At 48.8% G+C, this 25845-nt stretch carries 35 protein-coding genes, 3 tRNA genes and 1 other RNA gene; 26 read left to right on the top strand and 13 right to left on the bottom strand.

Features of this window, described 5'->3' with window-relative positions; all coding sequences use genetic code 11:
* Positions 1-158: 158 nt before the first annotated feature.
* The 14 genes from DNK57_RS04635 to DNK57_RS04700 all read left to right on the top strand — a co-directional run bounded on the left by DNK57_RS04635 (position 159) and on the right by DNK57_RS04700 (position 8062).
* Positions 159-728, top strand: a complete 570-nt coding sequence (locus DNK57_RS04635; protein ID WP_192961886.1) for an exosome complex RNA-binding protein Csl4 — start codon at positions 159-161, stop codon at positions 726-728.
* A gap of 14 nt (positions 729-742) precedes the next feature.
* Entirely contained in the window at positions 743-1000 is a 258-nt protein-coding gene (locus tag DNK57_RS04640) for a DNA-directed RNA polymerase subunit L (protein ID WP_192961887.1), read from the top strand.
* 11 nt (positions 1001-1011) lie between these two features.
* Complete coding sequence (locus tag DNK57_RS04645; protein WP_192961888.1) at positions 1012-1611, top strand: endonuclease dU; 600 nt, start codon at positions 1012-1014, stop codon at positions 1609-1611.
* A 41-nt stretch (positions 1612-1652) separates the two neighbouring features.
* Entirely contained in the window at positions 1653-2072 is a 420-nt protein-coding gene (locus tag DNK57_RS04650) for an NUDIX domain-containing protein (protein WP_192962299.1), read from the top strand.
* 124 nt (positions 2073-2196) lie between these two features.
* A complete protein-coding gene (locus DNK57_RS04655; protein ID WP_192961889.1) occupies positions 2197-2511 on the top strand; it encodes a transcription factor S in 315 nt (104 codons plus the stop codon).
* Between the two features lie 14 nt (positions 2512-2525).
* Complete coding sequence (locus DNK57_RS04660; RefSeq protein WP_192961890.1) at positions 2526-2933, top strand: hypothetical protein; 408 nt, start codon at positions 2526-2528, stop codon at positions 2931-2933.
* Between the two features lie 51 nt (positions 2934-2984).
* Complete coding sequence (gene pcn, locus DNK57_RS04665) at positions 2985-3719, top strand: proliferating cell nuclear antigen (pcna) (RefSeq protein ID WP_192961891.1); 735 nt, start codon at positions 2985-2987, stop codon at positions 3717-3719.
* Positions 3720-3739: 20 nt separating this feature from the next.
* Positions 3740-4426 carry a DNA replication complex GINS family protein gene (locus tag DNK57_RS04670; protein WP_192961892.1) on the top strand — a complete coding sequence of 229 codons (687 nt, stop codon included), beginning with the start codon at positions 3740-3742 and terminating at the stop codon, positions 4424-4426.
* Between the two features lie 232 nt (positions 4427-4658).
* Positions 4659-4937: a 50S ribosomal protein L44e gene (locus DNK57_RS04675; RefSeq protein WP_192961893.1), complete on the top strand. Its 279-nt coding sequence runs from the start codon at positions 4659-4661 to the stop codon at positions 4935-4937.
* Between the two features lie 2 nt (positions 4938-4939).
* Positions 4940-5131, top strand: a complete 192-nt coding sequence (locus DNK57_RS04680; RefSeq protein WP_192961894.1) for a 30S ribosomal protein S27e — start codon at positions 4940-4942, stop codon at positions 5129-5131.
* 14 nt (positions 5132-5145) lie between these two features.
* Positions 5146-5925, top strand: a complete 780-nt coding sequence (locus DNK57_RS04685; RefSeq protein WP_192961895.1) for a translation initiation factor IF-2 subunit alpha — start codon at positions 5146-5148, stop codon at positions 5923-5925.
* Positions 5922-6101, top strand: a complete 180-nt coding sequence (locus tag DNK57_RS04690; protein WP_192961896.1) for an RNA-protein complex protein Nop10 — start codon at positions 5922-5924, stop codon at positions 6099-6101. Before DNK57_RS04685 ends, DNK57_RS04690 begins: the two co-directional genes overlap by 4 nt.
* Entirely contained in the window at positions 6098-6871 is a 774-nt protein-coding gene (locus DNK57_RS04695; protein ID WP_192961897.1) for a proteasome assembly chaperone family protein, read from the top strand. Before DNK57_RS04690 ends, DNK57_RS04695 begins: the two co-directional genes overlap by 4 nt.
* A gap of 30 nt (positions 6872-6901) precedes the next feature.
* Positions 6902-8062: a TIGR00375 family protein gene (locus tag DNK57_RS04700; RefSeq protein ID WP_192961898.1), complete on the top strand. Its 1161-nt coding sequence runs from the start codon at positions 6902-6904 to the stop codon at positions 8060-8062.
* Between the two features lie 178 nt (positions 8063-8240).
* On the opposite strand, the gene DNK57_RS04705 is transcribed toward DNK57_RS04700, so the two are convergent.
* The 4 genes from DNK57_RS04705 to DNK57_RS04720 all read right to left on the bottom strand — a co-directional run bounded on the left by DNK57_RS04705 (position 8241) and on the right by DNK57_RS04720 (position 9609).
* Positions 8241-8315: transfer RNA gene (locus DNK57_RS04705), tRNA-Arg, on the bottom strand.
* Between the two features lie 23 nt (positions 8316-8338).
* Positions 8339-8413 (bottom strand) — tRNA-Arg (locus DNK57_RS04710).
* A gap of 45 nt (positions 8414-8458) precedes the next feature.
* Positions 8459-9172, bottom strand: coding sequence for a proteasome assembly chaperone family protein (locus DNK57_RS04715; protein WP_192961899.1), 714 nt, complete (start codon positions 9170-9172; stop codon positions 8459-8461).
* Positions 9169-9609 (bottom strand): PepSY domain-containing protein, encoded by a 441-nt coding sequence (locus tag DNK57_RS04720; RefSeq protein WP_192961900.1) that lies wholly within the window; start codon positions 9607-9609, stop codon positions 9169-9171. The genes DNK57_RS04715 and DNK57_RS04720 overlap by 4 nt, the downstream gene beginning before the upstream one ends.
* 233 nt (positions 9610-9842) lie before the next feature.
* Here DNK57_RS04720 and frhA point away from each other — a divergent pair, with 233 nt between their 5' ends.
* From frhA to frhB, 4 genes are read left to right on the top strand one after another with little or no spacing between them, the layout of a single operon-like run.
* Positions 9843-11060 carry a coenzyme F420 hydrogenase subunit alpha gene (gene frhA / locus DNK57_RS04725; protein ID WP_192961901.1) on the top strand — a complete coding sequence of 406 codons (1218 nt, stop codon included), beginning with the start codon at positions 9843-9845 and terminating at the stop codon, positions 11058-11060.
* 9 nt (positions 11061-11069) lie between these two features.
* Positions 11070-11546 (top strand): coenzyme F420-reducing hydrogenase, FrhD protein, encoded by a 477-nt coding sequence (frhD, locus tag DNK57_RS04730; protein WP_192961902.1) that lies wholly within the window; start codon positions 11070-11072, stop codon positions 11544-11546.
* Positions 11543-12370: a coenzyme F420 hydrogenase subunit gamma gene (gene frhG, locus DNK57_RS04735; protein ID WP_192961903.1), complete on the top strand. Its 828-nt coding sequence runs from the start codon at positions 11543-11545 to the stop codon at positions 12368-12370. Before frhD ends, frhG begins: the two co-directional genes overlap by 4 nt.
* Positions 12371-12382: 12 nt before the next feature.
* On the top strand, positions 12383-13228 hold the full coding sequence (frhB, locus tag DNK57_RS04740) for a coenzyme F420 hydrogenase subunit beta (protein WP_192961904.1): 846 nt from the start codon (positions 12383-12385) through the stop codon (positions 13226-13228).
* Positions 13229-13292: 64 nt separating this feature from the next.
* Here the strand turns inward: frhB and map are convergent, their stop codons facing one another.
* On the bottom strand, positions 13293-14183 hold the full coding sequence (gene map, locus DNK57_RS04745) for a type II methionyl aminopeptidase (protein WP_192961905.1): 891 nt from the start codon (positions 14181-14183) through the stop codon (positions 13293-13295).
* 82 nt (positions 14184-14265) lie between these two features.
* On the opposite strand from map, the gene DNK57_RS04750 reads away from it, so the two are divergent.
* From DNK57_RS04750 to rnpB, 4 genes are all read left to right on the top strand, one after another.
* Positions 14266-14679, top strand: coding sequence for a hypothetical protein (locus DNK57_RS04750; RefSeq protein WP_192961906.1), 414 nt, complete (start codon positions 14266-14268; stop codon positions 14677-14679).
* Positions 14680-14693: 14 nt separating this feature from the next.
* A complete protein-coding gene (locus tag DNK57_RS04755) occupies positions 14694-15161 on the top strand; it encodes a hypothetical protein (protein ID WP_192961907.1) in 468 nt (155 codons plus the stop codon).
* 39 nt (positions 15162-15200) lie between these two features.
* Positions 15201-15275, top strand: a tRNA-Met gene (locus DNK57_RS04760).
* A 23-nt stretch (positions 15276-15298) separates the two neighbouring features.
* An RNA gene (gene rnpB / locus DNK57_RS04765) (RNase P RNA component) lies at positions 15299-15597 on the top strand.
* A 155-nt stretch (positions 15598-15752) separates the two neighbouring features.
* On the opposite strand, the gene dnaJ is transcribed toward rnpB, so the two are convergent.
* The 3 genes from dnaJ to DNK57_RS04780 form a co-directional block, all read right to left on the bottom strand.
* Positions 15753-16883 carry a molecular chaperone DnaJ gene (dnaJ, locus tag DNK57_RS04770; protein WP_192961908.1) on the bottom strand — a complete coding sequence of 377 codons (1131 nt, stop codon included), beginning with the start codon at positions 16881-16883 and terminating at the stop codon, positions 15753-15755.
* 81 nt (positions 16884-16964) lie between these two features.
* On the bottom strand, positions 16965-18809 hold the full coding sequence (dnaK, locus tag DNK57_RS04775; RefSeq protein ID WP_192961909.1) for a molecular chaperone DnaK: 1845 nt from the start codon (positions 18807-18809) through the stop codon (positions 16965-16967).
* Between the two features lie 14 nt (positions 18810-18823).
* Positions 18824-19348, bottom strand: a complete 525-nt coding sequence (locus DNK57_RS04780) for a nucleotide exchange factor GrpE (RefSeq protein WP_192961910.1) — start codon at positions 19346-19348, stop codon at positions 18824-18826.
* Positions 19349-19455: 107 nt separating this feature from the next.
* Here DNK57_RS04780 and DNK57_RS04785 point away from each other — a divergent pair, with 107 nt between their 5' ends.
* Positions 19456-19959, top strand: coding sequence for an ArsR/SmtB family transcription factor (locus tag DNK57_RS04785; RefSeq protein WP_192961911.1), 504 nt, complete (start codon positions 19456-19458; stop codon positions 19957-19959).
* An 82-nt stretch (positions 19960-20041) separates the two neighbouring features.
* Here DNK57_RS04785 and hypF read toward each other — a convergent pair whose 3' ends face one another.
* Positions 20042-22339 (bottom strand): carbamoyltransferase HypF, encoded by a 2298-nt coding sequence (gene hypF, locus DNK57_RS04790; RefSeq protein ID WP_192961912.1) that lies wholly within the window; start codon positions 22337-22339, stop codon positions 20042-20044.
* Between the two features lie 74 nt (positions 22340-22413).
* Here hypF and larB point away from each other — a divergent pair, with 74 nt between their 5' ends.
* The gene (larB, locus tag DNK57_RS04795; protein WP_192961913.1) at positions 22414-23163 is read left to right on the top strand and encodes a nickel pincer cofactor biosynthesis protein LarB; all 750 of its coding nucleotides are present in this window, start codon (positions 22414-22416) and stop codon (positions 23161-23163) included.
* Between the two features lie 14 nt (positions 23164-23177).
* Here larB and DNK57_RS04800 read toward each other — a convergent pair whose 3' ends face one another.
* Entirely contained in the window at positions 23178-23516 is a 339-nt protein-coding gene (locus DNK57_RS04800) for a winged helix-turn-helix transcriptional regulator (RefSeq protein WP_192961914.1), read from the bottom strand.
* A 369-nt stretch (positions 23517-23885) separates the two neighbouring features.
* On the opposite strand from DNK57_RS04800, the gene DNK57_RS09090 reads away from it, so the two are divergent.
* Positions 23886-24125 (top strand): hypothetical protein, encoded by a 240-nt coding sequence (locus DNK57_RS09090; RefSeq protein ID WP_226891070.1) that lies wholly within the window; start codon positions 23886-23888, stop codon positions 24123-24125.
* 38 nt (positions 24126-24163) lie between these two features.
* Positions 24164-24454: a GNAT family N-acetyltransferase gene (locus DNK57_RS09095; RefSeq protein WP_226891071.1), complete on the top strand. Its 291-nt coding sequence runs from the start codon at positions 24164-24166 to the stop codon at positions 24452-24454.
* A 57-nt stretch (positions 24455-24511) separates the two neighbouring features.
* On the opposite strand, the gene hisE is transcribed toward DNK57_RS09095, so the two are convergent.
* The 3 genes from hisE to DNK57_RS04820 are packed head-to-tail and all read right to left on the bottom strand — an operon-like array spanning position 24512 to position 25842.
* On the bottom strand, positions 24512-24802 hold the full coding sequence (hisE, locus tag DNK57_RS04810; RefSeq protein ID WP_192961915.1) for a phosphoribosyl-ATP diphosphatase: 291 nt from the start codon (positions 24800-24802) through the stop codon (positions 24512-24514).
* Positions 24792-25601: a CBS domain-containing ParB/RepB/Spo0J family partition protein gene (locus tag DNK57_RS04815; RefSeq protein WP_192961916.1), complete on the bottom strand. Its 810-nt coding sequence runs from the start codon at positions 25599-25601 to the stop codon at positions 24792-24794. The genes hisE and DNK57_RS04815 overlap by 11 nt, the downstream gene beginning before the upstream one ends.
* A gap of 1 nt (position 25602) precedes the next feature.
* Positions 25603-25842, bottom strand: a complete 240-nt coding sequence (locus DNK57_RS04820) for a DUF504 domain-containing protein (RefSeq protein WP_192961917.1) — start codon at positions 25840-25842, stop codon at positions 25603-25605.
* Between the last annotated feature and the right edge of the window lie 3 nt (positions 25843-25845).

Consider the following 25845-nt stretch of genomic DNA (forward strand, 5'->3'; position numbering starts at 1 on the left):
ACCTCCCTGAGGGGTTATAGGGTATTAATGAATATCTAACTGACTTGGAGTGAAATGTCCTTGACCCTGGAGGCCCCATGCAAAAGCATATATATAATCAGATCTAACCATAAATCACTGTAAGGTAATTATTGTTTTTACCTTGAAGAGGTGAATGGATGAAAGTTAAATCTGGGGATATGGTTTTTCCCGGAGATTTTTTGGCTGTAAGCGAAGAGGCCCTTCCATCTGAGGGAACCTACGAGGATGATGGTAAAATAAAATCCCTTGTCGTTGGAGAAGTTTCAAGGGATGACCGGAATAAGAGCATAAAGGTAATATCAAAGCTGAACACACCCCCAACACTTAAAAGAGGTTCAAGGGTCATTGGAGAGGTCATTGATGTAAGGGGTCAGCGGGCCCTTGTGAGGATACACAGCATCAAGGGCAACCGGAGGGCCCTTGCCACATACTTTGTTGGAGGAGTCCACGTTTCACAGGCAAGGAAGGGCTACCTCTCAAAGCTAACAGACGCCTTCAGGATAGGGGACATCGTGGAGGCAAGGGTCACAAGGATCATGGGCCTCGATGGCATAGACCTCCAGACATCAGGGCGTGACCTCGGTGTTATAAAGGCAATGTGCACCCGCTGCAGGCACTTCATGGAAGTGGACGGCAGGGACGAGGTCAGGTGCCCGAACTGTGAAAACCGGGAAAAAAGGAAGCTATCCGTGAATTATGAAGGTTAATAGAGGTAATTCTAATGGAAGTCATTCTAAACAAGAGATATGAGATGGAAATAGTATTCGAGGGAGAAACACACACCCTCTGCAATGTATTAAGGAGCATCCTCATGGAGGATGAAAAGGTTAAGGCAGCAGCATACTCAATAGATCACCCAATAGTGGGGGAACCACAGCTATATATCAGGGCAGGAAGCCCGAAAAAATCACTCAGGGCAGCAGCCGAAACCCTGAGGGACAGATGTGATGAATTCAGGGGCCTCATAGAGTCCCTATAAACTATTTTTCCATGGAGAACCATAATTTCAGGCAGATTAAATCTGAGATAAGGATTCTTGGCATAGATGATGCTCCCTTCACTCCTAGAAGTGATGAGGACGTGCTACTGGTCGGCACAGTATTCAGGGGAGGGCAGTGGCTCGACGGCGTCCTCACAACCACGGTGAGGGTGGATGGTGACGATGCCACCTGGAAGATCATCGAAATGGTGAATGGTTCAAGGCACCTAAACCAGCTTCGTGTAATAATGCTTGATGGGCTGACCTTCGGGGGCTTCAATGTTGTTGACATAGTTGAACTATCAGAGAGGACTGGTCTGCCTGTGATAGTGGTTGTGAGGAAACATCCAGACATGGAGAGAATAAGGAGGGCCCTGAAGCACAGATTTCCCGACTGGAAGGCCAGGTGGCGGATCATAGAGAGGGCCGGCAGAATCCACAGGGTGGAATCTGAGGACCCCATCTACATCCAGACCTCGGGCATTGAACCTGATGATGCCGCAGAGATTGTCAGGCTATCAACAACCCGTAGCTCAATTCCAGAACCAATTAGGGTGGCCCACATAATTGCCTCTGGAGTCAGGTTAGGTGAGTCCAGGGGCAGCGCCTAGAAAAGTCTAGAAAATGATAAATGATGCAGGAGGAGCTTGATTTGAAGGCACCCATGCTCACCGTGGATGTAATCATAAGGTTATCAGGTGATAGAATAATCCTCATAAGGAGGGGCAGACCACCCTACAGGGGTTCATGGGCCATACCAGGGGGGTTTGTGGAATACGGTGAAACTGTTGAGGATGCAGCAGCGAGGGAGGCCCTGGAGGAGACAGGCCTCGAGGTTGAAATCGAGGACCTCCTGGGGGTCTACTCTGACCCCGGGAGGGACCCCCGCGGACACACTGTCAGCGTGTGCTTCACCGCCAGGCCAGTGTCAGGTGAAGCGGAGGCTGGTTCAGATGCTGCCGATGTCGGAATATTCCAAATTGATGATATAAATGATCTTGAACTCGCATTTGACCACAAAAAGATCCTGGATGATTTCAGGAGACATGTGGTGGAGAATAGGTCCTGCTGAGGGCATCTGTCACAGACATCATTCTGATATCATGTCCATGCACAATCAAAATTGTTATAAATGTCCTTGGAGAAAAACTCTAGAAATCAAAAAGGTTTCAGGTTCTCTGACCAGGAGGAAGAAGATGGAGTTTTGTCCTAACTGCGGAGCTGTAATGTTTCCAGAGAAGGGTAAATTTAAGTGTCAGTGTGGCTATGAAAAGGATATCACCGATAAGCTAAAAGAAAAGTACAGTGTCTCAGAGGAAGTTGAGGCGAAGGAGACAATAATATTCACGGGCGAAGATGTAAACACTCTCCCAACCACAAGGGTTGAATGCCCGAAATGTGGTAACATGGAGGCCTTCTGGTGGCTGCAGCAGACGAGAAGGGCTGATGAATCAGAGACGCGATTCTTCAGATGCACACGCTGCAAGCACACCTGGAGAGAATATGATTGAAAAATGGTGAGCAGATGGCTGATGAAGGCTCTGATAATGGTAAGAAAGGCAGGTATTTGGGGGGCCTAAGGGTGCTCCTTAAAAGGGCCTGGGAGGAGTTACATGAGGATGAATCAGAGCATGGATTCCCGGTGACCCTGATCATGGAACACCGTGACGATATACTTAAGTACACTGCAATGGTAGTTGGTGTCATCCTTGTGCTGACAGGCGTAATCACGATCCTCGGATCATCAGACAGGGTTGTTGACAATGTGGTCTCAGGAGAGAACACCGTCATCGCAGCATTCCTCATCCTCACCGGGCTGCTGCTGGTAGGGGCCTTCATGATCCAGAGCATCATAGGGGGCACACCCCTTGGGGGGTTCTATAAACAGGTTAAGAAGGCTGAAAGAGGGGAAGAGAAAGAAGAAGATGAATAGTATATAAATCATGACCCCAATATTTAGCTATATAGGATAAGGAGGACGAAAATGTTCAAGGCAGAATTGAATGACCCTAACATTTTAAGGACGAGTTTCGATGCCATATCATCCATCGTTGACGAGGTTCAGATACAGCTAAGCGCCGAGGGCATGCGTCTGGACGCCCTTGACAGGTCCCATATCACATACGTACACCTCGAACTGAAGGCAGAACTCTTCGATGAGTACGTCTGTGATGAACCAGAGAAGATAAACGTGGACACAGAGGAACTCATGAAGGTCCTCAAGAGGGCCAAGGCAAATGACAGGGTCATACTCTCAACCGATGAGGGTAACCTGATAATCCAGTTCGAGGGCGAAGCAGTAAGGACATTCAAGATAAGGCTGATCGACATAGAATACGAAACCCCAAGTCCTCCTGAGATTGAGTATGAGAACGAATTTGAGGTGCCATTCCAGCTCCTCAAGGACTCAATAGCTGACATAGACATATTCTCAGATAAGATAACATTCCGTGTGGACGAGGACCGTTTCATAGCCTCAGCTGAGGGAGAATTTGGAGACGCCCAGATGGAATACCTCCACGGTGAAAAGATAGGTAAACCTGCAAGGAGCATATATTCCCTTGATAAGATCAAGGAGATGCTAAAGGCAGATAAATTCAGTGAAACCGCAATAATCAACCTGGGAGATGACATGCCCCTCAAACTGACCCTGAAGATGGCGAGTAAAGAGGGTGAACTCAGCTTCCTCCTTGCTCCAAGAATAGAGGCAGAGGAATAACTTAAAGGTGAGGAATGGGGTTGGACGAATTCTTTCAGAAACTAAGGAGGATTCAGAAAAAGGAGAGATCTGAAAGCGGCCTTGCAAGGGTTGGGGATGACTTCTATGAGAGGGTTCACAGTTACATAGAGGACCTCCTTGAGGCCGTTGGCAATGACCCCTTCGCCAAGGAGCACTACCTCATAAGGGACACCCAGAGAATAGCCACTGAGATCTGTGAGAGAAGGGAGCACAAGATAACCGATAGTGCGGTCATGAACGTCCAGAGGTCATACCACCTCTTCAATGGCAAGCCACAGTTTGACCTCCAGGATACAACCCCCCTCAACATGACACCAGAGGAGGAGGAACTCTACTTTTCACTGGTAGAAACCCTGAGGGAATTCAGGGCGAGGATAATTCCCTCCATAGAGGTTGAATCAGACGATGGGAAGTCGGAAGTAAAACATGAGCCATCCTGGAAGGGTGTTCTGGATGATTCTGAACCTCGAAATGACCCCACAAGGTCCTTAAAAACAGATCCCGGGGGAAGTGGAGACGGGGATATTGAGACCGTGCTGATATTCGAGGAGGTACCCGCCAGAATAATGGGTGTGGATGAAAAGATCTATGGCCCATTCCAGCCACAGGACATAGTCACGCTCCCATCACTGAATGCAAATGTATTCATAAATGCAAAGAAGGGTCGGAGGATAAGGTATTCGTAGGGCTTTAATTTTCAGGAGGCTCTCCCAATCTCTGAAGATCCAGCACCCTTCAATGAGAAGCAGAGAAGTCCCTGCGCCTGGTGGATCAACTGGAGGGCCATTTTGAATGTTCGGTGAAACACCAGTGTGCACATACAAAGGTATAAATAGAGATTTGAGATATACTAACCCAGTATAAAAAAAGTTCCAGTTATTTTAAAGGCTTACTTTTTCACTTAAGAGGTGATTAGATATGAAGATTCCTAAGGAAAGAAGAACTTACTGTCCAAACTGTAGAAAACACACCGTTCACGAGGTACTGGAGTCCAAGAGAAGAAAGGCCAGTGAACTTAAGTGGGGTCAGAGGCAGTTCAGACGTGTCACTGCCGGTTACAGGGGTTACCCACGTCCACTCCCATCCGGTAACAAGCCTGTTAAGAAACTTGACCTCAGGCTCAAATGCAAGGAATGTGGAAAGTCACACATCAAGAAGAAATCCTTCAGGGCTGGAAGGGTTGAATACGTATCCTAGAGGTGATTTGTGTGATATTCTACAATACCAAGGGTAACTTTCTCCGTGTTAAATGTCTTGACTGCGGAAACCAGCAGGTTGTCTTTGACAGGGCAGCATCATATGTACAGTGCATAATCTGTGGTAAAACGCTTGTTGAGCCAACAGGAGGAAAATCAAAGATCAAAGCCCAGATTCTAGAGGTCCTGGATTAATCTAGGTGTTTTTCATGGTAAGAAGAAAAAATGAATGGCCTGAAGAGGGTGAACTGGTGGTTGGGACCGTTCACAAGGTCCTCAACTACGGCGCCTTCGCCACCCTGGAGGAGTACCCGGGGAAGGAGGCTTTCATTCACATCTCAGAGGTGTCCTCTGGATGGGTTAAGAACATAAGGGACTTCGTAAGGGAGAACCAGAAGATAGTTGCAAGGGTCCTCCGTGTGAATCCCAGGAAGGGACACGTAGATGTTTCAATGAAAAGGATAAGGGAGGACCAGCGCACAAAGAAGATCCAGGCATGGAAGATTGAACAGAAGGCTGAGAAATTCCTTGAACTCGCAGCAAGGGACCTTGGAAAGGACCTTGACACCGCCTATGAAGAGGTTGGATACGAACTGATGGACATATTCGGGGACCTCTACGGCGCCTTTGAAACCGCTGCAGAGGAAGGGGAAAAGTCCCTCATCGATGAGGGAGTCCCTGAGGACTGGGCAGCCGTTATCACCGAGGTTGCCAAGCGCAACATAACACCACCAGAGGTCCAGATAACAGGATACGTTGACATCAAGTCCTACGCACCCAACGGTGTTGAAATAATTAGGAAGGCACTTAAATCAGCCCAGGATGAGGGCATAACAGTTCAGGCGGTAGGAGCCCCCAGGTACCGTCTTATCGTGAAATCAACTGATTATCTGAAGGCAGAGAAGCAGCTCAAGGAAGCAGCCCAGAAATGCATAGAAATCGTTGAGAAAGAGGGTGGAGAGGGAGAATTCCTCCGTGAGCTCACATGAAGATGAAAAGATGCCGTTCATGCGGAGAATACACCCTGAAGGAGGCCTGCCCACACTGCGGGGGTAGGACAGGGGTCATTTATCCTCCAAAGTTTTCCCCAGAGGACAAGTATGGAGTATACAGGAGAAAACTCAAAAGGGAGATTTACTCTAAGGGTAGTGGTGAATTAAAATGAGGGAAACAATCATAAACGTTCTGGAAGACGTTGAACTCTCCAGCCCCATATTCATCGAGGCACTTCCAGGAATAGGGCATGTGGGTAAACTGGCAGCCGATCACATAATAGATGAACTGGAGGCTGTCAAATTCGCTGAGCTCTACTCCCCATCATTCCCACCACAGGTACTGGTTGATGAGGACGGTATAGTTGAACCCATGAGGAATGAGTTCTATTACCTCAGGGATGCAGGCGAGGATGAGAGAGATTACATAATACTTGTGGGCAACACCCAGGGACTCTCACCTGAGGGACAGTATGAGATCTGCGGCATGATACTAGACTTTGTTGAGGGATACGGCGCCAGGAGGATATTCACCCTCGGAGGCCTCGCAACGGGCCAGCCCGTTGAGAAGGCAAGGGTCTATGGGGCAGCAACCAGCATGGAACTCGTTGAGGATCTCAAGGAACACGGTGTCATCATGAGATCTGCTGATGGAGGCATAATAGGCGCATCAGGACTTCTCCTTGGAATGGGGAGGCTGAGGGGCATGGAGGGTGTATGTCTCATGGGTGAAACACCAGGGTACTTCATAGACGCCGAGGCCGCCCGTGCGCTCCTTGAGGTGCTACTTGAGATGACAAAACTTGAAGTGGACCTTGAAAAACTTGAGGAGCGGGCAGAGGAGACAAAGAAGATGATCTCCAAGGCCCAGCAGATGGAGCAGGAAATGATTGAGAGGATGAACCTCAAACCAGGGGAAGAGGACCTACGTTACATAGGCTGAACCCCACCACCTATTTTTCTGGATGATCAGATGATCATAAACGCTGACCTTCATATCCACAGCTGCTTTTCAAGGGCAACGTCCCGTAACATGGTTATTGACAACATAGCACCCCAGGCACGCCTCAAGGGCCTTCAGATTGTAGGGACAGGCGACGCACTTCACCCTGGATGGCGGAAGATCATAGAGGAATCTACGGAATATGAGGGGGACGGGATCTACGGGCGCGAGGAGTGCAGCTTCGTGATAACTGCAGAGGTCGAGGATTCAAGGAGGGTCCATCACCTCCTCATAATCCCATCACTTGAGGCCGCAGAGGAGATCTCTGAGAGAATGCCCTCAGCCAGCACCACGGATGGAAGGCCCAGGGTGAGGATGGACGGGGCCCAGATCCTGGAACTTGTACATGAATACGATGGCATGGCAGGGCCAGCCCACGCCTTCACACCATGGACCAGCATGTACAAGTCACATGACAGCTACATGGACTGCTACGGCGCAAGACCAGACTTTCTTGAACTGGGCCTCTCAGCAGATACTGACATGGCTGATAAGATATCTGAACTTGCAGACATACCCTTCCTCACCAACTCTGATGCCCATTCACCATGGCCCCACAGGCTGGGCAGGGAGTTCAATCAGTTTGAGATGGAGGATGTATCCTTCACATCCCTTAAGAGGGCCATAGGCAAGTGCAGGATAAGGGCGAACTATGGACTTGACCCGCGCCTCGGAAAGTACCACATGACTGCATGTACCAGATGCTACCGCATCTACAGTCCAGAGAAGGCTCTCGAGATGGATATGAGGTGTCCATGTGGGGGTAAAATCAAGAAGGGTGTGGATTACAGGATATACGAGCTTTCAACATGGGATGAACCCCACCACCCACCACACAGGCCACCCTACGTACACCTGATGCCCCTTGCAGAGATCATAGGCATGAAGTATGGTAAGGGTGTAACCACAAAATTTGTCCAGGGAATCTGGGATAAACTTGTGGGGGAATTTGGAACAGAGATCAGTGTGCTCCTGGATGCTCCACTTGAGGATATTGCAGCTCTTGATGCTGGTGTTGCTGTTGCGGTCGAGGCATTTCGCAATGGTTCACTGACTGTGATACCCGGTGGCGGGGGGAAGTATGGTGAGATAAGGTTCCCTGCAGAGACCCTTGACGCCTACTTCCGATAGTCATGAGGGACATGCAGTCGGTAAACCTCTCGCCTCTCTTTACTCATTATAACAGGATCATCGGGCATGCTTTGATGGATTTCCTTATTTATTTCTGGCGACACTGCAGGGTCTGAAAAGGTATCACTGCAGACTCTTCCAATTCTCTGGAGTCTCTTAAAATTAAAATTAAGTTGGACGGACCCGCCGGGATTTGAACCCGGGACCTTCAGATTAGGAGTCTGATGCCCTATCCTGGCTAGGCTACGGGCCCCGTTTCCTTCGCACCTTTTTTAGCGGACCCGCCGGGATTTGAACCCGGGACCTTCGGATTAGAAGTCCGACGCCCTATCCTGGCTAGGCTACGGGCCCTGACAAAAGAGTAAAGAAATATTTGATTTTCTAATATATAAACTTTTACATGTAGATGGGTGTCTCGGCCTCTCCCTGCACGGTCTCTGCGAGCTTCTTGAGGCGTGACTCTATGGCCTGCGCCTCCTGGAGTAGAGGTTCAGGGTCAACACTTGTACCGAGCATTTCATTCAGGATCTCAACGACATTCGCAGCAGCCCTTGGGTCCGGGTAGGGGTTAAGGATCTCTGCAAAGAGGCATGATGCAGGTATATCATTAACAGCACACCTTGTAAGGAGGGTCCCTGAAATACCATTGAGATTGCCGAAGGGGACTATTGGTATGCCGAGGTCTGCAAGCCTCTTGATTACGTCCTGTCTGTTACCTGCACCTGCCACTGGCTCTGACTTCTCACGGACAACCATGCTGTTAAAGGTTATCAGCTCCCTGCTCTTATTGCGGACCATCCACTCCACGATGGCGTTTGTCATGTCATAGACCACTGCAGGTGGGAGGATAAAGTCTGAGAGGAAGAGGACTATCCCATCACCCTCATATATCCTGAAGGGGTGTATTGCAACACCCTTATAGAGGACAGCCAGGGGAGGGAAGTACTTTGAGTCAATGTAGCCTATCTCCCTCATCTTGAGATCCTCAACCAGAAGCCACCCAATTATGTTACCTATGAGGCCAACTCCTGGAGAGCCCTCAAGGACTACAGCGTCCTCAACATCCTCTGAATATATTGTACAGCACTCTGTTTCTGTTTTAATCATCATGGAGCACCACCAGCCCCTCCAAGGTTTTTACCGGTCATGGGGTCAATGTATATCTCTCCGACGGTTTTTCCACCCATCTCAACTGGAACAACATAGACTAGTTTGCCGTTCATTTTAAGGAGCCTTGGTGTCCCTGCAGTGGCACCCTCCTGCTTTATATATGTCTGGGCAATACTCTTGGCCTCTGAATAGGATATCTTCACATTCACTCCTGAACCCCCACCTGAGGTTGAACCACTGCCACCCTGTGATGATGCGGTTGAGGGCGATTCACTGTGGACGCTTGACTCCCCCTGCTGCGGCCCCTGATCCTGACTGCTCTGGGGACTTGTGAATTTCCACAGTGCCTCGGAATTCTGACTCACCTGATAACCTGCAGCAACAGCTCCAATTATCAGGACTATTGCCACCGATGCTAGAACCTTTGAGTTTATCATCAACTCACCTTCCTGGTGTTAACAACACATAATATATGTGGATACGGATATATAACATTCAGTATTACTTGATAAAAAATTAATATTATAAACCCGGTTTTCTACTAATAATAAATCATCCCCAAAATGATATAAATAGTTTTCACTTTTTTTATAATTGAAAAACTTATAACATTTAAAAATAGTTATAATATTGAAGGTTTTTTGAACTTTAAAAACAAGAGGTGATACATTTGAGCGAAAGGATTGTTATATCGCCGACATCACGACAAGAAGGACATGCAGAACTTGTCATGGAAGTCGATGATGAGGGAATCGTGACAAAGGGGCGATACTTCAGTATTACTCCTGTCAGGGGCCTTGAGAAAATAGTGACAGGCAAAGCACCTGAAACAGCACCTGTCATGGTCCAGAGGATATGTGGAGTATGCCCCATACCACACACCCTGGCTTCCGTTGAGGCAATAGACGACTCCCTTGACATTGAGGTTCCAAAGGCCGGAAGACTTCTCCGTGAACTTACACTTGCAGCACACCACGTAAACAGCCACGCAATACATCAGTTCCTCATAGCACCAGACTTCGTACCTGAAAACCTCATGGCAGACGCAATAAACTCAGTCTCTGAGATAAGGAAGAACGCACAGTACGTAGTTGACATGGTTGCAGGTGAAGGTATACACCCATCCGATGTGAGGATAGGTGGAATGGCCGACAACATAACAGAACTTGCAAGAAAAAGGCTCTATGCAAGGTTAAAACAGCTCAAACCAAAACTTGACGAACACGTTGAGCTCATGATAGGATTAATCGAGGATAAGGGCCTTCCAAAGGGCCTCGGAGTCCACAACCAGCCAACACTTGCAAGTCACCAGATCTACGGTGACAGGACAAAATTCGACCTGGACAGGTTCACCGAGGTCATGCCTGAGAGCTGGTACGATGACCCTGAAATAGCCAAGAGGGCCTGCTCAACAATACCACTCTACGATGGAAGAAACGTGGAGGTCGGTCCAAGGGCAAGGATGGTTGAATTCCAGGGATTCAAAGAGAGGGGTGTTGTTGCACAGCACGTTGCAAGGGCACTTGAGATGAAAACTGCACTCGCAAGGGCAATTGAAATCCTTGATGAACTCGACACATCCGCACCTGTAAGGGCAGACTTTGATGAGAGAGGCACAGGTAAACTGGGTGTAGGTGCCATTGAAGCTCCAAGGGGACTGGACGTCCACATGGCCCAGGTAGAGAATGGTAAGATACAGTTCTACAACGCACTAGTCCCAACAACCTGGAACATCCCAACAATGGGCCCTGCAACTGAGGGATTCCACCATGAATACGGACCACACGTTATACGTGCATATGACCCATGTCTCTCATGTGCAACACACGTAATGGTTGTTGATGACGAGGACAGATCAGTAATCAGGGATGAAATGGTCAGACTCTAAGGGAATAACATGCCATACGACGCTGAGATTCTAGTGGTGGGCTGTGGAAACATCCTGTTCAAGGACGATGGATTCGGCCCAGAGGTTATCAAGGCCCTTGAAGAGTACTTCAAGGATAGGGAAAAACCAGATAATGTCATGTTCATTGATGCTGGGACTGGCGGTCCACACTTTGTCTTCTCCCTCCCTCATGAGGAGTGGAAGAAGATGATAGTCGTGGATGTTGTTGAATTCAATGCAGAACCCGGAACACTCAGGAAATTCGATGTCACTGAGATTCCAAAGGGATCCTATGAAAATCTGCACACATGGCCAGTGAGCCAGCCCCTCCATGAACTCAGTGAAAGGATTGATGTTGTGGTAATAGGGTGTAAACCCAAGGAGATATCAGCTCCCAATGTGGAAATGGGCCTCACACCCCCAGTAAAAAAGGCTATTCCCAGGGCCATTCAGATGATCTTAGATGAGATTGGGGTTTCTAAATGAGCTTAATTGCCCGAATCAAAAGATTTTTAGGATTGGAGGCTGAAGCTAAGAGGGAAGAACCCGAAAAAGAAAAATCGGAACCTGTTGGAGCTTCAAAAGAGGAGGTTGAAAAAGTGGCTGAAGAAAATGCAAAACCAAGAATAGGTTACATCCACCTGAGTGGATGTACCGGAGATGCCATGTCGTTAACTGAAAATTACGACATTCTAGCAGAATTACTCACCAACATGGTGGACATAGTATACGGACAGACCCTGGTGGATCTCTGGGAGATGCCAGAGATGGATCTGGCCCTTGTTGAGGGATCTGTCTGTCTGCAGGACGAACACAGCCTGCACGAACTCAAGGAACTCAGGGAGAAGGCAAAACTCGTCTGTGCCTTCGGTTCATGCGCAGCAACAGGCTGCTTCACAAGGTACTCAAGGGGTGGACAGCAGGCACAGCCATCACACGAGTCCTTTGTACCAATAGCAGACCTCATAGATGTGGACCTCGCCATTCCAGGGTGCCCACCATCACCTGAAATAATAGCAAAGACGGTCGTTGCACTCATCAACAATGACATGGAATACCTCCAGCCAATGCTGGACCTTGCAGGCTACACAGAGGCATGCGGATGCGACCTCCAGACAAAGATCGTGAACCAGGGTCTATGCACTGGATGTGGAACATGCGCAATGGCATGCCAGACAAGGGCCCTTGACATGACCAACGGAAGACCCGAACTCAACAGCGACCGCTGTATAAAATGTGGAATCTGCTATGTGCAGTGCCCAAGAAGCTGGTGGCCAGAAGAACAGATCAAAAAGGAGTTAGGGCTATAGGAGGCTGGAAAAATGGTTTTAGGTACTTACAAGGAAATAGTTTCCGCCAGATCAACTGACAGAGAGATTCAGAAGTTAGCCCAGGACGGAGGAATAGTTACAGGTCTTCTAGCATACGCCCTTGATGAGGGCATAATCGAAGGCGCAGTTGTTGCAGGACCTGGAAAGGAGTTCTGGAAGCCAGAACCAATGGTCGCCATGACCTCAGATGAACTCAAGGCGGCTGCAGGTACCAAGTACACATTCTCACCAAACGTCCTGATGCTCAAGAAGGCAGTGAGGCAGTACGGTATAGAGAAACTGGGTACAGTTGCAATACCCTGCCAGACCATGGGTATAAGGAAGGCCCAGACCTACCCCTTCGGTGTCAGGTTTGTTGCAGATAAGATAAAACTTCTGGTCGGTATCTACTGCATGGAGAACTTCCCATACACATCACTGCAGACCTTCATCTGTGAGAAACTCGGATTAAACATGGAGCTCGTTGAGAAGATGGACATAGGTAAAGGAAAATTCTGGGTCTACACCCAGGACGATGTCTACACACTCCCCCTCAAGGAGACCCATGGCTACGAACAGGCAGGATGCAAGATATGCAAGGACTATGTGGCTGAACTGGCAGACGTATCAACAGGTTCAGTGGGATCACCCGATGGCTGGTCAACAGTCATAACAAGGACCGATTCAGGGGACTCAATATTCAAGCAGGCAGTTGAGGCAGGTCTATTCGAGACCAAACCAATAGAGGAAGTCAAACCTGGCCTGGGACTTCTTGAGAAACTCGCTGCACAGAAGAAGGAAAAGGCAGAGAAGAACATCGCTGCAAGGAAGGAGATGGGATTACCAACACCATACTGATCCCATCCCTGAATTTTTCTATTTTTCAGAACATTCAATCCATTCAACTGCATCCTCAAGTTAACTATTCTGTTATGACCGTGCAGCCGTCCTCCTCAACGATGACTGTATGTTCCCACTGGGCGACCATTGCACCGCTTTTTTCCCTGAGGACATGGTAGGGATATATTGCCCTTGACTGTATCAGCATCCTCATGGAGGCATTCAGTCTCTTTGCATCGAAGTACTCCTCAAGCCACCGCTGTGCAAAGGGCAGGGCATGATACTCCTCCTTTATTTTACCCAGGACCCTCCTGGCATGGACAAGCCGGAGGGGCCTCTCCCTGAGGAACCTGAATATGTAGGTCTGTGGCATATCCGTCACAAGGCCCACACCATCTGTGGCAAAGGGTTCAATCGCCAGGACGTCCCCCTCCTCCAGCTGATGAGTGTTCCTTTCATTTATATTTGGTATTGATAGTCCTGAGTGCAGTATCCAGCGATCCATACTGTGCCCGGTCAGGTTGGAAACAGGATTCATGCCATGGGATTGAATGGTCTCCTCGATTACCCGCCCAAGTTCTCCAACCTCAACACCGTCCCTTATGGTTGAAATGGCATTCTCAAGGGCCTCCCTTGCAGCGTCCATCATCTCGTGGCACTTATCATCAACATCCCCAACAGGAACCGTGATGGCGGTGTCAGCTATGAATCCATCCACATGGGCGCCTAGGTCCAGCTTAACAAGGTCGCCATCCCTTATCATACTATCATCTCCTGGTGGAGATGTGTAGTGTGCCGTAACTTCATTCACCGAAACATTGCATGGAAAGGCTGGCCTGCCACCCTCCTCCATTATACGGCTCTCAACATAATCTACGAGTTCTATTATGGGTAAACCGTCCCTTATTATCCTTGAAGCTTCCCTTCTGACCTTTGATACAATTTTACCTGCCTTCAAGTATGACTCGATCATCTTTATCACTGATCCTGTTCTGCTATTTATTTAAATGAGAACTTATATATACACTAAACAATATGATGCAGGGGGACGATAAATGGCGAGCACGGCAACGATACCTCAGAATGTTTTGTGGCTCATAATCTCTATACTAGGTTTTATAACGGTGATAATCGTGGCTGTACAGTGGAGAAGGGTGAGGGAATCTCAGAACGACATCATGCTTCTTGAAAAACAGATTGAACTCAAGAAGATAACCCTTGTTGAGAATGACCTTCATGCAAAGCGTCTGATGGAGACAACGATACCCCTCCCCAAGGATAAACAGGATAAACTGGCATCAATAAGGAAGAAAACATCAGAGATAATGCATGAGGTGGGTTATCTCCAGAGCGAAATAAGTGAGAGACTGGCCCTTCTCGAGGCCAAGACAGAGTTCAAGAAACTCGAAAAGATGCTTAAGGAACTTGAGAAGAAGGAAGCAGAGATCAATTCCAGACTTAAAATGTAATGGGAGGTTTAAAGATGGGACCGGTGGAGCTTCTTGCAATCCTGATACTTGCAGGAGCCATAGTAGTCCTGATCTACTACTACCTGATGGAATCAGGAAACATAGGATCCGTAACAAGAGTATATGGTGCTGGTGAAGCCACAGCTGAAGGGAGGGAAGGTTACATGGCAGGTGTTGGAGAGAAGATGTCAGATGTGAGTGACAGGATAATGGGCAAGGTCAGGGAGGTACCCATAAGCACGGATGTCATCTCAAACAAGATAGACGCCTTCCTCAATGAGAAGAGCGATGAGCTCATAGAGGACTGGTCACTTGCAACCATGGATGACATATCCAAACTTGAGAAGAGACTCGACCTTGTATCAAGGAACATAGATGAACTGGAGCAGAGATTCAACGAGTACAGGGGTTACACCAATAAGAAACTTGAGTCCCTTGACAGGAGGCTCAGGAGGCTTGAGGAAAAGGAGGAACAGGACTGACCACAACCTTTATATATTAAAATAACAAATCTAATGTTTAGCGGGGTGGGGTAGTCTGGTGATCCCGCGGGGCTCATAACCCCGAGATCCCTAGTTCAAATCTAGGCCCCGCTATTAGTTCTATGATTATTTACCGGGCAAGCCGAAGGGCAGCTGACGGTCCCTCTGGGGGCTGAGGAAACTCCACCCATCATACAGAACCGTGGTGCCGTGAGGCATCAGCTGAGAGGCTGGACCCTGGAGCAGAAACGACACGTCTCCTGGTGGATGATAATGAAGCTTCACCCTCAAGGAGCAGACTGACATCAGGAGGACCGGTGAAACGGCCATTCCACGGGATGCAAGGACAAATGCTGCCTGTGATTACTGTAGGAGGCAGAGGTAGTCCGCCCAGATGAATGCTGCCGAAACAGAAGGTGGGTTACTCTCGGCATGCCCGGCTTCAAATCTTATCTGGCCTACTATGATAACCTGTTTTAATACCGCAAGTGTCTTCTTCAGAACATGATTTCAGGATTTGCAGGATTTTAATGTTTATGTGTTTCAGAACTAATTAGACTGTTTCAGGTTACTAAAATTAAAAATAGGGATTCAGTGGATTATGGCATCCTTCACCTTATCGAAGAAGCCCTTATCCTCATGGATCTCATCACCACTGATACTTGCAAATTCCTTGAGGAGCTCCTTCTGTCTGGGGCTCAGTTTTCTTGGTGTCACAACCTTGACCTTAACGTACAGGTTCCCGTAGCCATTCCACTTTAGGTGGGGCATCCCGTGGCCCTTAACACGGAAGGTTGTACCGCTCTGGGTCCCTGCAGGTATCCGGAGTTTCACTGGTCTGTCAAGGGTTGGAACCTCAACAGTGTCACCCAGGGCTGCCTGGACGAAGCTTATGGGCTTCTCGGTGTACAGGTTGGCACCATCCCTCTGGAAAATACTGTGGGGCTTCACCTTGATAACCACGTAGAGGTCACCTGGTTCTCCACCACGAAGACCCATCTCCCCCTCACCGGGGATCCTGAGCCGGGATCCTGTCTCAACACCTGGAGGGACCTTCACATGGATGGTGCTGGTCTTCCTGACGGTACCCCTACCGTTACAGTTACTGCAGGGTTTCTCAACCATTGTACCCTCACCATGACAGTCAGGGCAGGTTGTTATGTTCATCATCTGGCCGAGGATGGTGTTCCTAACCTGCCGCACCTGTCCACTACCACCGCAGGTCTGACAGGTCCTCGTACCGGTTCCTGGTTCGGCTCTGCTACCATGGCACACCGGACACTTCTTTGTGTGGGGAACCTTTATATCGGTTTCAAGACCACTGTAGGCATCCTCAAGGCTTATATCCAGGGTGTAGGTTATATCCGCGCCTCTCTGGGGCCCGTGCCTTCTTCCCCCACCAAATCCGAACATGTCAAATATGCTTCCAATGTCAAATCCCAGGCCGCTGAATATATCCTCAAAGTTGATGTTGTTGAATATATCCTCCTGACTGAAGCCCTCCATTCCAGCATGGCCGAAGCGGTCATACCTCTTCCTCTTCTCATCATCAGACAGGACTGCGTAGGCTTCACTTATCTCCTTGAACTTTTCGGCTGCATCAGGGTCATCACTGACGTCAGGGTGGTACTTTCTGGCGAGCCTCCTGTAGGCCTTCTTTATCTCCCTCTTATCGGCGCCCCTATCCACACCGAGGATCTCATAGTAGTCACGTTTAGCCATCGATTTTCACCTGTATACTCTAGAAACAGTATCCTAGGAATTAGTTGTTTATCAACAATAAAAAAGGTGGGGTTGGGAGGGCTAATTTTTAACCTCAAAGTCTGCATCTATTGTGTCATCGCCGCCCTGGTTTTCACCGGTGGATGCGGTGCTGTCTGTCTGCTGCTGTGCTGCCTGCTGATATATAACTGCTCCGATCTCCTGGACCGTCTTTGTGAGCTCCTCTGTCTTTGATTTTATCGCCTGGATGTCGTCTCCTGCTATGAGTTCCCTGAGTTCACTGACCTGTTTCTCAACCTCTTCCTTCTTCTCGGCTGGCACCTTGTCTCCGAGTTCATCCAGGGTCTTTTCTGCAGTGTAAATCATGGAGTCTGCATTGTTCCTTATTTCGATTTCCTCCTGTTTTCGTCTGTCCTCCTCCGCGTGTTTCTTGGCCTCCTCTATCTTCTGTTTTATCTCCTCCTCGGAAAGCTTGTTTGGGGCTGTTATTGTTATGGCCTGTTCCTTACCTGTTCCAAGGTCCTTTGCTGAAACGTTCAGTATACCGTTTGCATCGATGTCAAAGGTCACCTCAATCTGGGGTACTCCACGGGGTGCCGGTGGTATGCCAACGAGCTGGAATCTTCCAAGGCTTGTGTTGTCTGCGGCCATCGGCCTCTCACCCTGGAGGACGTGGATGTCCACTGATGTCTGGTTGTCTGCTGCGGTTGAGAATATCTGGCTCTTCTTGGTGGGTATTGTGGTGTTCCTTTCTATCAGCTTGGTGAAGACTCCGCCGAGGGTCTCTATACCGAGGGACAGTGGTGTTACATCGAGAAGTACCAGGTCCTTTATCTCACCTGCAAGGACACCTCCCTGTATGGCTGCACCCATGGCAACGCACTCCATGGGGTCTATTCCCCTCTCGACGGGTTTTCCTATGAAGTCCTCAACAAATTTCTGGACGATGGGCATCCTTGTAGGTCCACCGACAAGTATTATCTTGTCGACGTCCTCCCTGGTCATCTTGGCGTCCTTAAGTGCCTGTTCCATGGGCCCTGCACATCTCTGAACTATAGGGTCAACGAGTTCCTCCAGCTTGGCCCTTGTTATTGTCTTTATGAGGTGTTTTGGTCCGTCCTGTGCCACTGTTATGTATGGGAGGTTCACTTCGGTTGTCAGGGTTGTTGATAGTTCTATCTTTGCCTTCTCGGCGGCCTCCCTCAACCTCTGGACTGCCTGGTCGTCCTCCATGAGGTCTATGCCTGTCTCCTTTTTGAATTCATCGGCAAGGTAATTCATTATTGCATTGTCCATGTCGGTTCCACCGAGCTGGGTGTCACCACTGGTTGATCTAACCTCAAAGACTCCTCCACCGAATTCCATTATCGTAACGTCCAGTGTACCTCCACCGAGGTCAAAGACCATTATGACCATGTCCTCGTCTTCCTTGTCAAGCCCGTAGGCCAGGCTTGCGGCTGTTGGCTCGTTGACGAGCCTCACAACGTCAAGGCCGGCGATGGTCCCGGCGTCCTTTGTGGCTGTCCTCTGGTTGTCGTCAAAGTACGCCGGCACAGTAATCACTGCCTTGTTTATCTCCTCTCCCAGGAAGGCCTCGGCATCCTTTTTGATCTTCTGGAGGATGAATGCTGAGATCTCCTGTGGTGTGTACTCCTTGCCCTGAACCTTAACCTTCCTGTCTGTACCCATACTCCTTTTTATTGCTGTTATGGTGTTCTCAGGGTTTGTGACTGCCTGGCGCCTTGCAGGTTCACCCACCAGCATCTGTCCGTCCTCTGTGAATGCCACGCAGCTTGGGAATGATTTACCGTACTGTGATGCACCCTCTGCACTGGGTATGATGGTTGGTTTACCGCCTATGAGAACTGCGGCTGCAGAGTTACTTGTTCCAAGGTCAATACCGAGAATTTTTTCTTTCTTTGTCATGTGATCACCTCAAATCAGCTTTTCTTACATACCTTAACAATTGAGTGCTTTATTATGCGGTCGTTCAGTTTGTAACCACGTGATAACTCCTCGATGATGACACCATCCTCGTATCCGTCATGGTCCTCAACCATAACTGCCTCGTGGAGGAATGGGTCGAATTTTTCCCCCTCTGCGGGTATCTCACTGAGTCCCTCCTTTGTGAGGGTGTCCCTGAACTTCCGGTAGATGACCTCAAGGCCGTCCACGCTGCTGTCCTGATTTTCAATGGCCCTCTCAAGGTCCTCGTAGACGTCAAGGAGCTTGAGTATGAGTTTTTCGTTGGCGTTTTTTATTAGTTCGATTTCCTGTTTCTCCATCTGTTTCTTGTAGTTGTCGAAATCTGCCTGGAGTCTCTGTAGGTGAGAGGTGTACTCCTTGATTTCCTCTTCCTTCTTTTGGATTTCGTTTTCGAGTTCTTCCAGACGCTCCGTGAGTTTCTCAACTTCCTTCTGGCATTTCTCTGGAGATTTAGAATCAGTTTTTTTATCTTTGCACATCAGTTCACCTTTGATTTTTTACAGAAATTAAAGTTACCGGAGGTTACCTATAACCTTATAGCTATTATACTTACAAAAGGTTATATAAACCTTTCGACATAATCTACATGATGAGCGGAAAATCCACTGAAAACCAGAACATGGAAGTTATACTCGACGTTATGGGCTGCAAGACCCGAAGGGATATCATAAACCTCCTGCGTGAGGAGCCAAGATTTGTCAGTGAGATATCCCGGGAGCTGGATATAGGCCAGAAGGCCATAATAGAGCACCTCAGGGCCATGGAGGAGGCAGGGATACTGAGTTCCTTCTTCAAAAAAATAGAGAGGGGAAGGCCCCGCAAGTACTATGACATCTCAAGGGACATCCACGTCAGCATAACAATAAACAGGAACACCTTCAGGGTTGACGTCATGGATGACCTCCTAAACAGGAAGCAGCTACCTCCCGGAGATGAATGGTCACGACTACTCAACATTGAAAATAAGATAAAGAGGGGTCAATGGGAGGCAGTTGAGGAGTTAAAGAACCTCATAAGGCTCTATGATCACCTTAAGAGGAGGGCCGAGGACCTGCTGATGGAAGCAGAGATTCGAAGGAAAATGGAGTGACGTTGTTATTCCCACAGGGGCCCTGTTTTATAATGTTGAAGCTTATTATCTCCTAGTCTCTGCTCTGACAGTGTCTCAACCCCTAACGGTATCTGAGAGCTACGGCCACGGCCTGTCCCAGGGAAACTGAGCCATCACCTGCACAGGAATTCCTGTGCTGGATGAACCTGTAACCCCTCTCTGTGACGTAATCCCTCACAGCGAGACTTATGGCCTCATTATAGAACACGCCACCGGTTCCACCGATACACTTCACTCCAGCATCATCTGCTGCAAGTACCGCCATCTCTGCAAGGCCCTCTGCAACAGCTTTCTGGGCGGCATGGGCTATCTCTGATCTATCCTCACCCCTATCAATAAGTTCCATGACATCCAGCAGGATGGCTGATGTGTCCAGGATGTACATCCCACCTTTTTCTTTAACCTCAAAGGGTATACTCAGCCTTCCAGAGGCTCTGAAGGCCTCGGATTCAAGTTTCATTGCACACTCACCCTCATAGGTCCTTTCACCGCAGATCCTGAGGGCTGCTGAGATGGCATCAAGCACACGGCCGGTGCCTGTACTTATACCTGTATTCAGCCCGGACTCCAGCTGCCTCATCACCACATCGATCTCCCTCTCCCCGTGGGGGAAGTAGTCAGAGTACCTCTCCCTGAATAGCTCCCTCAGATCTCCATCATAGCGCCCCCTCAACATGGAGAGGAGCATCCGCGCCGGGTACCTTGTCGCAAGGTCACCGCCCGGCATTCTCTGGGGCATCAGACTCCCCAGTCTCTCATAATCTGGACCATGGCAGTGGAGTATCTCACCACCCCATGATGTGCCGTCATTACCGTAACCAACACCATCTGCAGCTATGCATATGAACTCATCAACACCACCATCAAGCATCAGGGCAAGGGCATGGGCGTGGTGGTGCTGGACCCTCAGGACCTCTGCAGAAAACCTGCTGGCGAGTTCCTCAGCATAGGATGTCGTGAGGAACTGGGGGTGCAGGTCACAGGCTATAACATCAACAGCATCTGTCCCGGTTATGTCCATGAGATAATCCACAGCGTCCTTCAGGAATAGGAGGGTGTCGTACCTTGAGGTGTTACCTATGTGCTGGGAGACATAGCACTGACCACCCTTCAGCACCGAGAATGTAACGTCAAGTTCTGGTCCCAGGCAGATTGCCGAGACATCACCTGTGATATGGGAGATATCGTAGGGTTCAGGGGCGTATCCGCGGGACCTCCTTATGAATGCCATCTCACCACCCCTGAAACGGACAACAGAGTCATCGCAGCGGTTCACAATCCTCCGGTCATGGAGCAGGAAATAATCTGCTATCCCCTGAAGCCCCCCTATGATCTCAGTGTTCTCTATGAACATGGGGTCCCCTGGCCTGTTTGCAGATGTCATCACATAGGCAGGCGCCTCTGTGTACCTTAGGAGGACATGGTGAAGACCAGAGTAGGGTAACATGGCCCCTATGTTATGGAGGCCCGGTGCAACAGAGGGGGCCAGGCAGTAGTCACGGCTTTTTTTCAGAACCACGATGGGCCTCCTCCTTGAGGTGAGGGCCTCCTCCTCCACGTCTGATATGGACGCATAGGACTCTATGGATTCAAGGTCAGGGGACATGCATGCGAAGGGCTGATTTGGTCTTCCGAGCCCTGAACGGAGCCTTTTAACTACATCATCCTCATCGGCACGGCAGACGAGGTGCGTCCCGCCGATCCCCTTAACTGCAAGTATGTTGCCATCATCAAGGAGTTCTGCCGCCATTTTAATGGGGTCAGGGGTCTTCAGGATTCCATCCCTGTACAGGAAGGGCTTTGGACCGCAGATGGGGCAGCAGGTGGCCTCTGCATGGTACCTCCTGTCGAGGGGGTTGAGGTATTCCTCCATGCAGGAACTGCAGAGGGGGAACTCACGCATGCTGGTCCTTTCACGGTCATAGGGAATGGATTCTATAACGGTGAATCTGGGACCACAGTCTGTGCAGGCGGTGAAGGGATAGAGGTATCTCCGGTTATTCTCATCCATCATCTCTTCAAGACAGCTGCTGCAGGTGGCGACATCTGCGGGTATTACAGATGTCCCTGAGGAACTGGATGAACTCTCCTTTATGCTGAATTCAGCGAATGATGCCTCATTAACCTCAAAAATGTCCTTTTTTATACTGTTTATCCTTGAAATAGGGGGCTTATCTTTCTTAAGCCTCTCAATGAATTCTTCAATGCCTTCGTGGCTACCCTCGAGGGCTATTTCCACCATGTTCCCCATGTTCCTCACGTATCCCGTGAGGCCGAGTTCCTTTGCAAGTCTGTAGACTGCTGGTCTGAAGCCAACACCCTGGACTATTCCCTCCACTGTGAGATGGGCACGGTACATTTCTATCTACCTTGAGTTTTGCATGAGTTCTCCTATGCTAAGATTATATTGATGTACTTATAAATTAGGTAGTGATGCCGGTAAGATCAATTCTTGAGGAACTACTAAGGGGAAGGATATCCCTGGAGGAAGCTGAGAGGGCCATTGAATCAGCCCAGCTGAGCCTGGGGGATAGAGTGAGGTTTGACATATTTCGGGAGAAGAGAACAGGATTTCCCGAGGCAGTATTCGCCCCAGGAAAGAGTGATGAGGATATAGTTAATATTGTGAAGGCTGTGGGGGATGTGCTTGTAACCAGACTCCCACCTGATAGGGCTGAAGGGATACTGAAAGAACTGGGGGATATTGATAGAAGAATTGAGTACCATGAGACCGCCAGGGTTCTTGCTGTAAGATCAAAAGACCCTGAGTTTATTGGGATGATAGGCCTGCTATCTGCAGGCACATCAGACATCCCTGTTGCAGAGGAGGCAAGGGTGGTTGCAGAGGAATCAGGTTGTGAGGTCATCACTGCCTATGATGTTGGTGTTGCAGGCCTCCACAGGCTCATGGATCCATTGAGGAGGATGCATGAATCAGAGGTTAAGGCAATCATTGTGGTTGCAGGTATGGAGGGTGCTCTTCCCTCCGTGGTTGCAGGACTTGTTGATGTACCCGTCATAGGGGTTCCAACCTCTGTTGGCTACGGTGTGGGTGAGGGGGGTTCAGTGGCACTTAACTCAATGCTCCAGTCATGTTCGCCTGGCATAGGGGTTGTTAACATAGACAATGGATTCGGGGCAGCTGTTCTTGCAGTTAAGATATTGAGGACCTGCAGCCTGTAGCTCCCTGGGCCCTTTTAATTGGGGTCGTCTCTGGAATATTCCTGAGACCCGTACTGTTTACCCCACTCACAGAGGGCATCCAGTATGGGTATGACGGATTTTCCCTTCTCTGTGAGGCAGTACTCCACCCTTGGGGGCACTTCAGGGTAGACCTTCCTCTTTATCAGTGCACTGGATTCAAGTTCACGGAGTGTCCTTGTTAGCATCCGCTGTGTTATTTTTGGGATTCTCCTGTTTATTTCACTGAAGCGGAGTTTACCATCCTTCAGGGCGCACAGGACCAGCGATTTCCATTTGCCACCTATCTCGTTGATTGCGACCTCGACTGAGCAGAGGTATTCATCATCTTCCATAACATCACCTGTATACTAACTGTAACATGGTATACTGATTGTAAGTATATGCGGTTTGTGTAACTACATAATTTAAATACATTAAGTTACTTTACTATAGTAAAGAAGGTTGAGAGGTGAAAAACATGCTTGTAAACTTTGATCTACAGCACTTCTGCTGCGGTCCGAAGGGATGCCAGATAGAGATAGAATACGGCGAAATGCTCGACGCAGAACAGTAAATTCTCCTTTTTTAGTGACTTACTTTTCATATCCCTTTATTTTAACAAATTTTTATACAGCCAGTATCTTAAAAATGGAAATCGCACTGATTCCCAATAATAGATAGCAGCTTGGTTCCTTACAGATTCAAAGATAGAAGACGATAGCATGAGAGTACATCAATTCAGACCCACACCATCATCCAGAAAGGCTGTGAGCCACCTCATATATGAGTCAGACAGGCAGCTATTTGACTGGTTCTTCACTGAGCCCGATCTGATAATAGAAAAGCTTATAGACTACGGACTGTACCCGGGTCCTGACAGGATAATACTGGCATCCAGGGGGCCGCAGGTTATTGGTGCACTGGCCTATGAACTTGAGGGCGCAGAAGGCTGGATTTACTAAGATATCTAGGACCCTGGGATTTCCTGAGGTTCTCTGCCATGGATTTAATTGACTCACTCAGCACACTGGAAATAGGTGAGGGTGATCTTTACATCTCATCCCTTGCAGTTTCACCCCGATCAAGGGGGACGGGTGTTGGATTCAGACTCCTTGAGGAGGCACGAAAAATAGCAGAGGGCTCGGGCCTTGAAAGGCTCACCCTTGACGTTGCACAGGGCAACAAACCGGCCCTCAACCTTTACAGGAAATTCGGTTTCAGAATCAAAGACGAAAGCGGAATAAAAATCTTAAACAGAATGTTCTACCGCATGGAATTACCTCTTATCTGAGTTTCAACCAGCCTATTCCATTTCCTGTCCTGCTTCTACCGTTGGAGCTGTCTTTCCCTATTTTCTTCTTGCAGCAAACTCCTCCAGAAGGCTGTCAAGGGGCACGCCCTTGTATACCAGTAGGAGGATCGTGTGGAATATGAGGTCCGCTGCCTCCTCCACGAGGTTCTCATCATTCTTTGAGGCTATTATGACCTCCGCGGCCTCCTCACCTATCTTCTCGAGGATCTTATCCTCAGCCCTCTTATCATCATCCCTCATGAGGTGTGAAGTGTATGAATCAATTGGATTGTCCCTCCTATCCTCAAGAACACCGTAAACTTCCCTTAAAATTCCCTCATCTACCATTCTTCTTACCCGCCATTGCCTTTCTCATGCTTGTAGTTATTGCAATCAGAGGGTGCTGGGCGTCATCGATGACCTCTATATCATCCAGTGTGTGGACACCATTGAGGTCAGCAGTCTTCTCCATACCCAGCTTCATATCCTTCTTTATGTCTATAACATAGGCGTCTATCTCCTTGCACCCGAGCCTGTAGGATGCAAGGGTCCTGTGGTGACCATCAATGAGGACGTACCTGTCACCTGTCTTAACAACGATTGTGGGCTCTGCAAGGCCCCTCTTAATTTCATAGGTTCTCCCCTGGAGTTCATCGGCATAGACCCTGTTCTGGGTTGGCCTCAATTTTTCAATGGGGACCTTCATCCTTTTAACCTCCGGTTTAACACCGTAAAGCTGTTCCAGGGTCTTCTTGAAGTAGTTGACCTTCATGGGTGTTGAACGCTCGATGTGGGACCTCACTATATCTGTGTTCGTTATGATCCCAACAAGCTTACCCTCCTTGTTTATAACCGGCAGCCTGGAGATACCCATCCTGAACATTACCCTTGCAGCGTCATTGAGTGACATGTCCTGGTCAGCCACAACAACGTCCCTTGACATGATCTCTGAGACAGTCTTAACCCAGGGCTTTATAAGAAGGTCAAAGGCCGTCACCATCCCGATTACCGTACCGTTATCCTTAACAGGAAACCCGTCATGTCCCGTTTCCTTCATGAGTTTGATTATCTCAGCAGTTGAAGTATCTGATGAGACCGTTATAACGTCCCGGGTCATGTAGTCCCTTACAAGTGCCTTGTTACTCATCCTATCCCTTCTTCTGTTTTTTCCAGATGAAACTGTTATCGCAGACTATCTTCACCACACGGTGGTAGGGTATGGATGTACCATCCCTCAGTATCAGGAAGCCCCTATCAAGCCTTTCGATTTCGGAGCCCCTGATTGTCCTGAGGTTCCTGTGGGCACCCCTGTGGATGTAGCTTATTCGGCAAAGTTCAATATCCCACTTTGGATGCCACATCAGAAGATCCAGGACGTTCTTGGCCATACA

Origin of the sequence: Methanothermobacter thermautotrophicus, from assembly GCF_014889545.1 — an archaeon.
Taxonomy (GTDB): Archaea; Methanobacteriota; Methanobacteria; order Methanobacteriales; family Methanothermobacteraceae; genus Methanothermobacter; species Methanothermobacter thermautotrophicus_A.